At 70.0% G+C, this 13,368-nt stretch carries 13 protein-coding genes; 6 read left to right on the top strand and 7 right to left on the bottom strand.

Translation table 11 applies throughout. The features are described from left to right. Positions 1-18 precede the first annotated feature (18 nt). Complete coding sequence (locus tag ACFO0B_RS00200) at positions 19-1,371, bottom strand: cytochrome P450 (protein WP_378610189.1); 1,353 nt, start codon at positions 1,369-1,371, stop codon at positions 19-21. Positions 1,372-1,569: 198 nt separating this feature from the next. Between ACFO0B_RS00200 and ACFO0B_RS00205 the strand changes: the two genes are divergently transcribed. The 5 genes from ACFO0B_RS00205 to ACFO0B_RS00225 all read left to right on the top strand — a co-directional run bounded on the left by ACFO0B_RS00205 (position 1,570) and on the right by ACFO0B_RS00225 (position 5,534). Continuing rightward, positions 1,570-2,703 (top strand): MCE family protein, encoded by a 1,134-nt coding sequence (locus tag ACFO0B_RS00205; RefSeq protein WP_378610471.1) that lies wholly within the window; start codon positions 1,570-1,572, stop codon positions 2,701-2,703. 7 nt (positions 2,704-2,710) lie between these two features. Next, the gene (locus tag ACFO0B_RS00210) at positions 2,711-3,553 is read left to right on the top strand and encodes an SDR family NAD(P)-dependent oxidoreductase (RefSeq protein ID WP_378610190.1); all 843 of its coding nucleotides are present in this window, start codon (positions 2,711-2,713) and stop codon (positions 3,551-3,553) included. Between the two features lie 54 nt (positions 3,554-3,607). Further along, positions 3,608-3,769 carry a hypothetical protein gene (locus tag ACFO0B_RS00215; RefSeq protein WP_378610191.1) on the top strand — a complete coding sequence of 54 codons (162 nt, stop codon included), beginning with the start codon at positions 3,608-3,610 and terminating at the stop codon, positions 3,767-3,769. After that, positions 3,766-4,068 carry a CopG family ribbon-helix-helix protein gene (locus ACFO0B_RS00220; RefSeq protein ID WP_378610192.1) on the top strand — a complete coding sequence of 101 codons (303 nt, stop codon included), beginning with the start codon at positions 3,766-3,768 and terminating at the stop codon, positions 4,066-4,068. Before ACFO0B_RS00215 ends, ACFO0B_RS00220 begins: the two co-directional genes overlap by 4 nt. Before the next feature lie 77 nt (positions 4,069-4,145). Continuing rightward, positions 4,146-5,534: a glutamate decarboxylase gene (locus tag ACFO0B_RS00225; protein WP_378610193.1), complete on the top strand. Its 1,389-nt coding sequence runs from the start codon at positions 4,146-4,148 to the stop codon at positions 5,532-5,534. Between the two features lie 7 nt (positions 5,535-5,541). Here the strand turns inward: ACFO0B_RS00225 and ACFO0B_RS00230 are convergent, their stop codons facing one another. Then, positions 5,542-6,429, bottom strand: a complete 888-nt coding sequence (locus tag ACFO0B_RS00230) for a phosphotransferase family protein (RefSeq protein WP_378610194.1) — start codon at positions 6,427-6,429, stop codon at positions 5,542-5,544. Beyond that, complete coding sequence (locus ACFO0B_RS00235) at positions 6,426-7,640, bottom strand: helix-turn-helix domain-containing protein (protein ID WP_378610195.1); 1,215 nt, start codon at positions 7,638-7,640, stop codon at positions 6,426-6,428. The genes ACFO0B_RS00230 and ACFO0B_RS00235 overlap by 4 nt, the downstream gene beginning before the upstream one ends. Before the next feature lie 342 nt (positions 7,641-7,982). On the opposite strand from ACFO0B_RS00235, the gene ACFO0B_RS00240 reads away from it, so the two are divergent. Further along, positions 7,983-8,210: a hypothetical protein gene (locus tag ACFO0B_RS00240; protein WP_378610196.1), complete on the top strand. Its 228-nt coding sequence runs from the start codon at positions 7,983-7,985 to the stop codon at positions 8,208-8,210. A gap of 4 nt (positions 8,211-8,214) precedes the next feature. Here the strand turns inward: ACFO0B_RS00240 and ACFO0B_RS00245 are convergent, their stop codons facing one another. The 4 genes from ACFO0B_RS00245 to ACFO0B_RS00260 all read right to left on the bottom strand — a co-directional run bounded on the left by ACFO0B_RS00245 (position 8,215) and on the right by ACFO0B_RS00260 (position 13,294). Next, positions 8,215-10,209, bottom strand: a complete 1,995-nt coding sequence (locus ACFO0B_RS00245; RefSeq protein ID WP_378610197.1) for a 5-oxoprolinase/urea amidolyase family protein — start codon at positions 10,207-10,209, stop codon at positions 8,215-8,217. Then, positions 10,206-10,823 (bottom strand): urea amidolyase associated protein UAAP2, encoded by a 618-nt coding sequence (locus ACFO0B_RS00250; RefSeq protein WP_378610198.1) that lies wholly within the window; start codon positions 10,821-10,823, stop codon positions 10,206-10,208. The genes ACFO0B_RS00245 and ACFO0B_RS00250 overlap by 4 nt, the downstream gene beginning before the upstream one ends. Continuing rightward, on the bottom strand, positions 10,820-11,572 hold the full coding sequence (locus ACFO0B_RS00255; protein WP_378610199.1) for a DUF1989 domain-containing protein: 753 nt from the start codon (positions 11,570-11,572) through the stop codon (positions 10,820-10,822). Before ACFO0B_RS00255 ends, ACFO0B_RS00250 begins: the two co-directional genes overlap by 4 nt. A gap of 207 nt (positions 11,573-11,779) precedes the next feature. Next, positions 11,780-13,294: an amino acid permease gene (locus tag ACFO0B_RS00260; RefSeq protein ID WP_378610200.1), complete on the bottom strand. Its 1,515-nt coding sequence runs from the start codon at positions 13,292-13,294 to the stop codon at positions 11,780-11,782. Positions 13,295-13,368 lie beyond the last annotated feature (74 nt).

Consider the following 13,368-nt stretch of genomic DNA (forward strand, 5'->3'; position numbering starts at 1 on the left):
GGCGGGCCCCTCCTGTTCTCAGCGCCGCCGACGCCGGTAGCGCACCCGGCACGGCTGGGCCAGCTGCACCACCATCTTGCTGTGGTCGTTGCGGTAGCTCTCCGACGGCTGCGTCATCTCGAACTCCCAGTCCCGCAGCAGCACCGAGAAGATCGCCTTGAGCTGCATGAGCGCGAAGGCCGCTCCCACGCAGCGGTGACGGCCCGCGCCGAACGGAATCCAGGTCCAGCGATTGACCAGGTCCTCCTGGTTCGGGTCGATGTAGCGGCCGGGGTCGAAGGAGTCCGGGTTCGGGAAGTCCTCCGGCAGCCGGTTCGAGATGGCCGGGGACGCCGCCACCAGGTCGCCCTCGGTGATCTCGGTGCCGCAGACCTCGAAGGCGTCGCGCGCGACCCGCATCAGGATGATCAGCGGCGGGTGCAGCCGCAGCGTCTCCTTGAGCACCGCCTCCAGGTTCGGGATCTGGCGCAGCGCGTTGAAGCTCACCGCCGACCCGTCGGCATACAGCTCGTCCAGCTCCTTCACCACGCCGGAGAGCACCTCCGGGTGCCGGAGCAGCTCGATCACCGACCAGGCCGCCGTGCCCGAGGTGGTGTGGTGCCCGGCGAACATCATCGAGATGAAGATGCCGGTGATCACGCCGGCGTCGAAGCGCGGGTTGCCGTCGTCGTCCGGGACCGAGATCAGCACGTCGAGCAGGTCCCGGTCCTCCTTGCCCGCCGCCGGGTTCGCCCGCCGCTGATCCATGATCCCCTGCACCAGGTCGACCAGCGCGGCGCGCGACTCGTCGCGGATGCGGAAGCTCTCGATCGGCAGGTACGGGTCGACGTAGGCGAGCGCATCGGTGCCGCGCTCCAGCTCGTGGTAGAGCTTGGCGAACCGGATATCCAGCTCCTCGCGGAACTTGGTGCCGATCAGACACGCCGACGAGGTGTAGATCGTCAGCTCGGCGAAGAACTCGAGCAGGTCGATCTCGCCCTCGTCGCCCCAGTTCGCCAGCATCCGCTCGACCTCGCGCTCGATGGTCGCGGCGTGGCCCTTCATCTGGTCGGCGCGCAGCGCGGAGTTGTGCAGCATCTCCTTGCGCCGCTCCGGGCTGGCGTCGAAGACCACGCCCTCGCCGAAGATCGGCTTCATGAACGGGTAGGCCGCGGCCTGATCCAGGTCCTCGTCGGCGGAGCGGAAGAAGAACTCGTTGGCCTCGGCGCCGGTGAGCAGCAGGACCTTCTTGTCCGCCAGCTGGAACGCGCCGACGTCGCCGCACTCGGAGCGGGTGCGCTTCATCAGGGCGATCGGGTCGGTGCGGAACTCCTCGAGATGGCCGTGCTCGTGCTCGCCACCGGAGACCCGTCGCGGTTTCACCGGACTCATCGGAAATCCTTCCCCAGGTTGCTGTCCAGATATATGATGGACACCTGTCTGGACAGTACTACGGCCTTCCCGGCCAAGCAAGGAAGAAAGCGCTCGTCCGGCGAGAGGTGAACCGTGCAGAAACGCAATGAAGCGTCGGCGAAAACGCAGGCTGCTGTGTTCTGGTCGCTCATCCGCTACAAGGTGGCGGCGCTGGCGATGGTCGGCCTCCTGCTGGCCGTGGCCGGGCTCTCGCTCGCCCTCTTCGCCGGGCGGTTCACCGACACCGTCGCGCTCACCGTCGAGGCGCCGCGCAGCGGGCTGGTGCTCGACCCGGACGCCAAGGTCCGGGTGCGCGGGGTGGAGATCGGCTCGGTCGCCTCGGTCGAGTCGAGCGGCGACACCGCGCGGCTGGAGCTGCGGGTGGACCCGGAGCGGCTGGAGCTGGTGCCGAGCAATGCCACCGTCGACATCCGCTCGACCACGGTGTTCGGCGCCAAGTACGTGAACTTCATCATCCCCGCCGATCCCGCGCCGACCGCCATGCGGCCCGGAACGCTGCTGCGCGCGGCTGCGGTGACGGTCGAGTTCGACACCCTCTTCCAGCGGCTGAGCAGGCTGCTCGCCGCCGTCGAACCGGCCAAGCTCAATGCCACGCTGAGCGCCATCGGCCAGGCGCTGGACGGGCGCGGGGCCAAACTCGGCGACCTGCTCACCCGCTCGGACGCCTACCTCGCCGAGCTGAACCCCAGCCTGCCCGCGCTGGAGCGCGATCTCGCCGCCACCGCGCAGGTCACGAACCTCTACGCCGACACCGCGCCCGACCTGCTGCGCACTGTCGACAATGGCACCGTCACCTCGGGCACCATCGCGGAGCGCTCCCAGGACGTCGACGCCATGCTGCTAGGGCTGATCGGGTTGTCCGACACCGGCACCGCGGTGCTCGGCGAGAACGAGCAGGCACTGACCGAGTCCCTCGCCCTGCTCCGCCCCACCGCCGAACTGCTCCTCGAGTACAAGCCGGTGCTGTACTGCCTGGTGGTCGGGATCAACAACGCCATGCCGCTGGCCGAGTCGCTCTTCGGCGGCAACAAGCCGGGCGCCTCGTTCTTCGCCAGCTTCATGTACGGCGCCCCCGCCTACAAGTACCCGCAGGACCTGCCGAAGGTGAACGCCACCGGCGGCCCCAACTGCAGCGGCGTGCTGGACCGGGTGCCGAACAGCCACGCCGACTACATCGTCACCGACACCAACGCGGGCCCGCCCTTCGTGCCCCCCACGCAGGTCACCCCCAACCTGCCGTCGGTATTCCGCCTGCTCTTCGCCGGTATGCCCGGCGTCGGAAACCCCTAGGAGATCCATGCCCGAGTTGTCCGGCCGCGGTGCCGTAGTCGTCGGCGGCACCAGCGGGATCGGCCGCGCGGTCGCCGCCGCGCTCGCCGCCGCGGGGGCCGGGGTGGTGGTGAACGGCCGCGATCCCGCCGCGGTCGATCGCGTTTCGTCCGAGCTCGGTGCTGTCGGCGTACCAGGGTCGGCCGCCTCTGTTGCGGAACAGCTGGTCGCCACCTGCGCCGCCGAGTTCGGCGCCGTGGACGTACTGGTCAACTGCGCCGGCATCGCGGAGCCGGACGGGTCATCGATCCTCACCGTGCGCCCCGAACAGTGGCGCACCCTCCTCGACTCCCACCTGGAAACCGTCTTCGCCACCTGCCGAGCCGCCGCCCCGCTGATGGTCGAGCAGGGCCGCGGCACCATCATCAACACCGGCTCCTTCGCCTACCTCGGCGACTACGGCGGCACCGGCTACGCGGCCGGAAAAGGCGCGGTGACCAGCCTGACCCTTGCCATCGCCGCCGAACTCCGCGAACACGGCATCCGCGCCAACGTCATCTGCCCCGGCGCTCGCACCCGCCTCTCCACCGGCGACGCCTACGAAGCGAAGATCCACGAGCTACACCAGCGCGGAATGCTCGACGAACTCTCCACCCAGGGCGCCCTCGAGGCCCCACCCCCCGACTACGCCGCGCAGCTCTACCTCTACCTCGCGACCGACCGAGCCAAGGACATCACCGGCCAGATCTTCATCGCCGCTGGCAATTTCGTCGGCCGCTTCGAGCGCCCCACCCCCAGCATCGTCGCCTACCGCGACCACAACGGCGAGCCGCCGTGGAGCCTGGACGAACTGGAGCGCAAAGTCCGCTGAGCGCTTCGTGCGACTCACCATCCTCGCGAGCGCCACCCGTCACGGCACCCTCTGATGGAGGTCATCGCAGACCTGGCGAATCCTGAGGAGTGGATCGTGTTCCACGCGATGATGCTGCGACGAGAACTGGTCGAGCAGACGCGCCTCGGCGCACTGCTCGCGGAAGCGGACCGCGATTTCGCCCCGCAACGCAAGGAGAGGAGGGGCAGTTCATGAGTAAGGACGATGCCCCGGATCGGCGGCTCAGCGCCGACGACTACGAGCGCATGGCCGACGACTACGCCGCGAACCCTGTCCGCGACACGGAGATACTCGGCCCGGTGGAGGTCGGCCTCACGGTCCTGCGCGAGGGCAGGCCGTCGGGCACGAGGCCGGGCAAGACGCCGGGGCAGTCGGTTCGCCTGCCGACGGCCCTGCGAGAACGCCTCGCCGCCCGCGCGGAACGCGAAGCCGTCTCGCAGAGCGAGGTCATCAGGAAAGCGGTCGCCGAGTATCTGGACCGGCACGCCGGGTAGCGGGGAAGCGGGGAACGGGGCCGACCTGCCGATACGCTGGGCCCACCTGATTGCCCGGCCGAGAGGCAGGAGCCGCTATGCCGCTGTCGCACCCGTCCGACCCGCACCGGCACCGCCCGGCGGAGGTGGCGATCAACCCGGTGTTCACGAGGGAGCCGATCACCGTGCCGCGGGATCGCATGCCGGACGGCGAGCTGGACAGCGATGTCGCGTACCAGGTGGTGCACGACGAGCTCATGCTCGACGGCAATGCCCGGCTCAACCTGGCGACCTTCGTGACCACCTGGATGGAGCCGTCCGCGGAGCAACTCATGCGCGAGTGCTTCGACAAGAACATGATCGACAAGGACGAGTACCCGCGCACCGCGGAGCTGGAGCAGCGCTGCGTGCACATGCTCGCCGACCTGTGGAACGCCCCGGACCCGGCGACGGCGCCCGGCTGCTCCACGACCGGGTCGAGCGAGGCGTGCATGCTGGCCGGGCTGGCCTTGAAGCGCCGCTGGCAGCAGACGCGGCGGGCGGCCGGGCTCTCGACCGAGAGACCGAACCTGGTGATGGGCGGCAATGTCCAGGTCTGCTGGGACAAGTTCGCCAACTACTGGGATGTCGAGCCCCGCCTGGTGCCGATGGCGGGCGACCGCTTCCACCTCACCGCCGAGGCCGCGCTCCCGTACTGCGACGAGAACACCATCGGCGTCGTCGCCATCCTCGGCTCCACCTTCGACGGCAGCTACGAGCCGGTCGCCGAGGTCTGCGCGGCGCTCGACCAGCTGGAAGCGGACAGGGGCTGGAACATCCCGGTGCACGTGGACGGCGCCTCCGGCGCGATGATCGCCCCGTTCTGCGACCCGGACCTGGTGTGGGACTTCCGCCTCCCGCGCGTCGCCTCGATCAATACCTCCGGCCACAAGTACGGCCTGGTCTACCCGGGCGTCGGCTGGGTGCTCTGGCGCGACACCCCCGCGCTCCCCGACGACCTCATCTTCCGCGTCAACTACCTCGGCGGCGAAATGCCCACCTTCGCCCTCAACTTCTCCCGTCCCGGCGCCCAGGTGGTGGCCCAGTACTACACCTTCCTCCGGCTCGGCCGCACCGGCTACACCCGCATCCAGCAGTACTGCCGCGAGGTCGCCACCGGGCTGGCCGAGCGGATCGCCGCGCTCGGCCCGTTCCGCCTGCTCACCGACGGCAGCGAACTCCCGGTCTTCGCCTTCACCCTGGCCGACGGCGAGACCGGCTACTCGGTCTTCGACGTCTCCGCCGCGCTGCGCGAACACGGCTGGCTGGTCCCCGCCTACACCTTCCCGGCCGATCGCGAGGATCTCGCGGCGCTGCGCGTCGTGGTGCGCAACGGATTCACCCACGACCTCGCGGGGCTGCTGCTCGAGGCTCTCGAGGAGGTCATGCCGCGGTTGCGCGCCCAGGAGCGCCCGCAGCACGACACCGCCGGTTTCGCGCACACCTGACGCGTCATCAGGAGATTGCCGACCAGCGTATTCGGCGGTCACCGGTGCGCAGGGATGCGAGCCGTACCGCGAGCTGCTCAGCCGCTCGAGGCTTGTCCGGTGCGAGCCGGATATACGCCCCCAGCGAGTGCATTTCGGCGACGTCGCGGAGAAGCGGCCACCGAGGCCATGCCAGCAGGTCGTAGCCGTAGGCATCGAGAAATTGGCGTCGGTCGCCTTCTGGTGCGTGGAAGTGATCCGGCAGAGCGCTGATCAGGTCCAGTTCTCTGGGACCGATGCAGCAGCCGTCCCAGTCGATCAGGACGAAGCCGTGCTCGGTCGAGACGACATTCTCCGTGTGGGCATCGGCATGGACCAGCCCGTATCCGAGGGGAAATCGGGTAGCGGCGTAGGTCGCGATCAGTTCCTCGGCGCGATCGGTGAGCCACGTGTGGTCATCGCGGTCGAGAGCTGGATGCCTGCGGGCGGCGTCGAGAGCGAGCGCCTCGCGCAGCCGGTGCAGCGGGCGGTATCGCGGGAGCGGAAATGGTGGGATCGGCTGTTCGTGGAGTCGGCGCAGCAGGATCGCGACGTCGCTCAACGTAGCTGTCTCCTGTGGTGCGCGATACGGCCAAAAGGTGGCGACGGCACCATTTCCGGCAACCGGCTGCGGACCGGCAAGCGGACGCAGCGCTATCGAATCACTCAACCACCGGGTGACCGCGATGCCGACGTGGGCGCGCGCCCTGCGTAGTTCGGTGTCGGGTGCCAGTCGGGCGATCACCGCCCCGGCGGGCAGCAGGTACACGGCGTTCGACCGGTGGTGCAGTAGCTGGGCGCCTTCGGCGGAGACACCGAATGCCGCGCACGCCGCCGCCAGCGCATCGGCTTCGGGGAGTCCGGCATCGATGCTCATACCGTGGCCGGAGCGGCTACCCGGATTTGTCGGCGCAGTTCGGCGACGACCGGCTCGCGATCGTGCCGGGCCGCGATGCGGTCGAGATCGCGCAGTCTTGTATAGCAGCGCGCGGAGGACGTACTGGTGACCGCGTTGATCGCGTCGGTGGTGGCCTTCGCGGCACTGTCGTAGTCGCCCGCCTGGAGATAGGCGCCCGCTAAGGTCGGCAGTGCGACGGCTCGGCTTCGCGCGTGCTCGATGACGTGGCCGTCGATCGCTTCGGCGAGTTGCTCGACTGCGGTCGATGCGGCTGCCGGTTCCGTCAGTGACAGCAGGTAGTAGGAGTGTCCCCGCTGTGCGGTGAGCTCGGCGGGGGTGACCAATGACGCCCACGGGGGGATGTTGTCGGCGGCTCCGGAGTGGTCCTGTGCGGTTGCGATAGCGCGCCGCATCGGCTCCCCCTGTCCCAGTGCTGCCCAGCACCACGCTGTGACGGCCGAGATGTAGCCGGAAGTCATCGAGCTGACGGGATGCTTCCTGTTGCTGGAGGTCGCCGACGCGAGCTGAGCGAACGACAGTGCCTCCTGCCGCCGTCGATCGCCGGGTACTTCGGACCGCCACAGGTGCAACGACTGGTGGGTCATGTCCAGCAGGATGGATACCGCGAGATCGGTGCTGCGCGGATGATCCTCCCCCTTGCGAGTGGCATCGAGTGCGTATGCCCAGAGTCTACGAGCTGTTCCGTGGTCTTCGAGGTCGTAGGCAAGCCAGGCCGCGGTCGCCGCGAGTTCGGCTGCGGCAACCCAATATCGCGTGCGCACCTTCTCGCTGCACTCCGCGTTCTCGAGCGCTCGAATCTGGTGTACCTGTGCGAGGGCGGCGGTGACCAGCATGAGGAAATCGCGTCGGTCCACCCAGTTCACCTCCCTGGCCGCCAGGCTACCGTTCTCGCGGCCGGGAAAACCCAGGAGATGTGGCGGAATGCCGAGGCGGGACGCCACCCGTGCCACGACTCTCACATGCCCCAAACGGCGTTCACCTCGCTCGATCGCCGATATCCGCGACTGGCTCAGATCCACGAGAATGCCGAGCCGGGTCTGGCTCAGCCCCGTGCGCCCACGAACCGCTGTGAAGACGGAGCCGAAGTCGTAATTCTCCAGGGCTTTCCGGATATTCACCCGTTCGTAGAACTCCGGCGGGATGGGCGCGCTCAGACCGACCGACCGCATACACGACGAACACAGGGTGCCGTGGGGCCGTTCCCCGCATATGGCGCAGCTCTTTTCCGACACCTGAACCCCCCGGTCGCGGCGACTGAGTACTCGCGCATTCGCAAGCCTAATCCCCCTTTGCCGGGGTGATCGAACTTCGCGGTGGTCAAGCCCCAAGGGGGTTACCCCGGCGGGGCATTGGGGTTCGCGGCCGCAATCGCAATCGTTGAAGCCGGTACCCGGTGCCGGGCCGACGCCTGGAATTCCCGTTCGGCGCACCAGCCCGTCAGAGTGGCGGGCCGGTGGCGAAACGCCCCCGGCGCCGGGTACCACCGCCTGCTCAGGGAGGAATCCGTCTCGGTGAGTGATCCACCTTCACCGGCACCGCAGGAGCCGGATGTGCTGGTTTCGGTGACGATCCGTACCGAACGCGGCAGCGTGCGATTCGACTACCGGGCCTGTGTCACAGCCGCGACGACCTTCGTCGCTGAGATTGCCAACCGTAGCGATGTCGAAGCATCGACATCGATCGGCGACCCGGGTGCCCGGCTTCGTCGCCTGCCGAACGAGAGGCTCTACCTGCCGTGAAACGCTACAGCTCACCCGCCCGCCGCCACGACTCCCGCTCGGCCCCGAACGCCTCTGCCTGCCGCCCCCGGAACTCCGCGATGGAATCCGCCTCGGCATCCAGGAACCCTCGGTACTCGGCGAGTGAGAAAGAACCGTCCTCGGTGCGCACATCCCCGGTGAAGTCGGCGCGCAGGTCGAGCAGTTCGTCCGCCTCGACCGGGTACCAGCGGATCCGGTCGAAGAAGCGCAGCATCCAGGGGTCGTCGGAACCAGTGGCGCGGTGGTTCCACACCTGGGTGGTGCGGCCGACGAACTGGTACCCGCCCGGCCCTTCCATGCCGTAGATGCACATGTAGGCCCCGCCGATGCCGACGGCGTTCTCCGGGGTCCAGGTGCGGGCCGGGTTGTACTTGGTGGTGACCAGCCGGTGTCTGGGGTCGGTGGGGGTGGCGACGGGGGCGCCCAGGTAGACGTCGCCGAGCCCGAGTACCAGGTACTCGGCGTCGAAGACGGTGTCGTACACCTCTTGGACCGTGTCCAAACCGTTGACGCGCCGGATGAACTCGATGTTCCACGGGCACCAGGGCGCGTCGGCGCGCACGCCGTGCATGTAGCGGGTGATGGCCTCGCGGGTGGCGGGGTCGTCCCAGGAGAGCGGGAGGTGCACGGTCCGGCTCGGCACCACGAGGTCGCCCGCGGCGGGGATGGCGGTCTCCGCCTCGGCTAGCAGGTCGAGCAGGCGGGGGACCGGGAGCAGCGCCGGATCGACCCGGATCTGCAGCGAGCGGATGCCGGGGGTGAGCTCGGTGATGCCGCGCAGGCGGTCGGCGAGCAGGTGCTGGTGCAGCGCGTGCACCCGCGCGCGGAGCGCGAGATCCAGGGTCATCTCGCCGTATTCGACGAGGACGCCGTCGTCGCCCGCGCGCCGGTAGGTCACCGAGGTCTCGTCGTCGACGTGGCCGCGGCGCAGCACGCCGTTGTCGCCGTCGCCGCCTGCGCTGAGCACGATCGGGAAGCCGGCGCGACGTTCCCGGCCGAGCTCGCGCAGCGGGGCGGTGGCGGCACTGCGCACGGGGACGAAGCGCACGGTGTCGCCGGGGGCGAGCTGGCCGAGCTTCCAGCGGTCGGCGGCGGTCACCGTGACGGGGCAGACGAAACCGCCCAGGCTGGGGCCGTCCGGGCCGAGCAGGATGGGGGTGTCGCCGGTGAAGTCGAGTGCGCCGACGGAGTACGGGGTGTCGTGGATATTGGACGGGTGCAGCCCGGCCTCGCCGCCGTCCGGGCGGGCCCAGGCCGGTTTCGGGCCGATCAGCCGGACGCCCGTGCGGTCGGAGTTGAAGTGCACCTCGTAGGGGGTCGCGTAGAGGGTGTCGATGTCGGCGCGGGTGAAGAACTCGGGGGCGCCGTGCGGGCCCTCGGTGACGGCCAGCTGCCAGTGCCGGGTGAGCGCGGGCTGGTGCTCCATCGGCACCGCGCCGGTGGGGGTGTTCTCCGGCTCGCCGAGCGGCAGCGTCTCGCCCGCGCGGAGGATTCCGCCGGTGCTGCCGCCGAACTTGCCGAGCGTGAAGGTCGCGGTGCTGCCGAGGTATTCGGGCAGGTCGAGGCCGCCCGCGAGCAGCACGTAGACCCGCAGCCCCGGCCCGGTCACCGCGCCGACCTCGAGCGTGCCGCCCGCGGGCACTGTCACCGCGCGCCACTGCGGGACCGGTTCGCCGTTCACGGTGACCGGGGCGGGGGCACCGGTCACGCAGATCGCGGTGGCGCGCTCGAAGCGCAGGGTCGGTCCGGCCAGGGTGCACTCCAGGCCGGGTGCGCCCTCCGGGTTCCCGACCGCGCGGTTGCCCAGCCGGAACGACAGATCGTCCATCGGACCGGACGGCGGGACGCCGACGTGCCAGTACCCGGTGCGGCCCGGCCAGTCCTGGATCGTGCTCAGCGGACCGGGACGCACGACGGTGACGGTCGCGACCTGCGCCAGGTCGTCCGGCAGGAGCACGGAGTCGGTGAGAACGCTCATCGGGTCACCACCATGCGCACCGGCGTCGGGTCGAAACCGTTGCACGGGTTGTTGATCTGCGGGCAGTTGGAGACCAGCACCAGGGTGTCGATCTCGGCGCGCAGCGTCACCGACTTGCCGGGCGCGGAGCGCCCGTCCACGATGCCGAGCGTGCCGTCCGGCTCCACCGGGACGTTCATGAACCAGTTGATGTTCGAGACCAGGTCGCGCTTGCCGAGCCCCCACTTCAGCGCCTCGGTGAGGAAGTTCTCCACGCAGGCGTGCTGGTGCCTGGTGTGCTGCCCGTAGCGCAGCGTGTTCGACTCCTGCGAGCAGGCGCCGGCCAGGGTGTCGTGGTTGCCGACCTCGTCGGCGAGCACCGTCATGAGCGCGGCGCCGGAGTCGGTGCGCAGCACGCTGCCGGTGGTCAGGAAGATATTGCGCTGCGCGGTCACGGTCGCCTGCGCGCTGTACCGCTCGCCGGTGGGGTCGGCGGCGGAGTAGAGCAGGCAGTCGACGGCCTGGTTGCCGTGCAGGTCGATGATCCGCAGCTGCTCGCCGGCGCGCACCACGGTGGACCAGGGGGCGCAGGCGGCGACGGTCTCGTCGAGGACGAGTGTTTCGGTGCTGGTCATGCCGGGACCCCCTGGTTGCGGGAAGCGGTCCAGGCCGCCTCGGTGTTGTCGACGGCCCGCAGGTATTCCGGGTCCGAATTGGGTTGCAGTGTCAGGTCCTCCGGGGCGGCCCAGGCGACCACGTCCAGCTCGGCGGCGGGGCGCTCGTCCAGCGGGTGGCCGCCGGTCGCCAGCAGCACGGTGACCGGCAGGTGGATGAGCAGGTCGAGTGCGGCGCCCGGCGCGGCGCTGCCGGTGCTGACCAGGCCGCCATCGGCGTCCACCCGGACCCCGCGGAAGAAGGAGAGCGTCGGCCCGACGTCGGCGGGCGCGAGTCCGTGCTTGGCCGCGCCCAGCCGCAGCGCGTGCCTGACCTCCGGGGTCGGGCCGCAGAGCGCGTCGTGCCGACCCGAGGTGTCGGCGAGCACGGTGGCCAGCACCCGGCCCTGGTCGGAAAGGAGCGGGTGGCCCGCGCCGAGATACGCCTGCCACGGCACCTTGAGCGTGTCGGCGACGTTCAGCCGCTCCCACGGCGCCTCCGCGCGGAGCAACAGGAGGTGCGCGCAGGCCGCGCCGGTGGGGTCGGTGAGGCGGAGGCGGGTGCCGCGGCCGAGTACCCGGGTCAGGTAGCCGCCCGCCGGGATGCGGTCGCGGAGCACGACCCGCGCGGGGTCGATGCCCGCAGGCAGCTCGGGTTCGGGAAGCGCGGCGGCGGACGCCTGCGCGCGGGCGTGCGCTCTAGCGGCCGTAGTCGAATCGGTGCTGGTCATCGAGGCTCCTGGTATTTCGCGAGAGTGTGCTCTGCCCTGCGGTGGTGGTAGCCGGACCGGATGAACCGACCCGGCGGTCGAATCCGGCACGGCCACACAGCGCGGCCGCCGGGGGCGTGCGCCGGGCGGCGGCGGGGGGCGGCCGCCGGGTCGGCAGCGACCGCACCGCCGCGGCGGTGGCGACCGGCATCGCCACCGCCGCGCGGATCAGGGGACGAGGGCAGGGGCGGGCTTGTCCGCCACGGTGCGGTAGATCGCGAAGCCGACACCGACGGCGAGCAGCACGAAGAGCGGCGCGGCCCAGAGCATCCACCAGGAGCCGCCCTCCGGCGTGTACACCTCGGCCCGCGGCCAGGCCAGGTTCACCGTCATGGCGATGCCCCAGGCCACCGCGAGCAGGTTGACCGGAATCCCGAAGCGGCCGAGCCCGAACAGCCCCGGCTCGCTCTGCCACCCGCGGAACCGGCGCACCAGCAGCGGCGTGGTCACCAGCAGGTAGGCCAGGTAGAGCGTGGCGATACCGACGCTGGCCAGGGTGGCGAAGATCGCCGAGTTGCCCAGGTTCAGCACCAGCAGCGCGATGCCGACGGCGCCGATCACGATGGCGGGCAGCACCGGCGTTCCGTACCGCGGGTGCACCGCGGCCAGCGCCTTCGCGAAGGGCAGCTTGCCGTCCCGGGCCATCGAGAACAGCAGCCGCGAACCGGCGGTCTGCACGGCCAGCGTGCACACCATGATCGCCACCGCGACGCAGCCGAGCAGCACCGTTCCGGCCGGGCTGTCCAGCTTGGCGGTGAGCACGTAGGCCAGCCCGCCCTCGGCGAGCGCGCCGTCGTCCAGGCTCGGCGCCGCCATCAGCGCGCCGACCAGGATGAGCCCGCCGCCCAGCGCCGATGCGGTGAGCGCGGTGAGGATGGTGCGCGGCGCCACCCGGCGCGGGTTCTTGGTCTCCTCGGAGAGCTCACCGGCCGAGTCGAAGCCGACCATCACGTACGCCGCCATCAGCCCGGAGACCAGGAAGGCCATCCAGTACGGCCCCTCGACCGCCTGCGAGGTGTCGAAGACGACGTCCGGCCCGCGCTCCGCGCTGGTGAAGAAGAGCCCGATGATGGCGAGCACGCCGACGATCTCGATGGTCACGCCGATGGAGTTGATCCGGGCCATCAGGTCGATGCCGATCACGTTGATCACCGTGGTCACCACCAGCAGCGCGCTGCCGAGCAGCACCGCGTTCATGGCGCCGTCGTGCGAGGTCAGCGCGGTGTCGGTGCCGATGATCTGGAACCCGCTCCAGATGCTCGGCAGCACCACCTGCAGCGCGATCGCCGCGGCCGCCGCGGTGACGATCTGCGCGATGATCATCAGCCAGCCGGCGAACCAGCCGACCATCTCGCCCGCCAGCCGCCGCGACCACTGGTAGATACAGCCCGAGATGGGGTAGCGGGCGGCCAGCTCGGCGAAGTTCAGCGCCACCAGGAACTGGCCGGCGAAGACCAGCGGCCAGGTCCAGAAGAAGGCGGCGCCGCCGAACGAGTACCCGAAGGCGAAGAACTGGAAGATCGTGGTGAGGATGGAGACGAACGAGAAGCCCGCCGCGAACGAGGCGTAGCGCCCCAGCTTGCGGTGCAGCACCGGTTCGTAGCCGAAAGTCGCCAGGTCGGCGCCGTCGCGGGTGGCGGACGGCGGATTCCCGGGGGCGGTGGGTTCCAGGGTGGTGGCCATGATCGGTTCCTTCGGGACGGGCCGAAATATCTATCGGGTGACAGTTTTGACCCGTCGATCGCGTTCCCGGTGAC

Origin of the sequence: Nocardia jiangsuensis, assembly GCF_042650385.1 — a bacterium.
GTDB lineage: Bacteria > Actinomycetota > Actinomycetes > Mycobacteriales > Mycobacteriaceae > Nocardia > Nocardia jiangsuensis.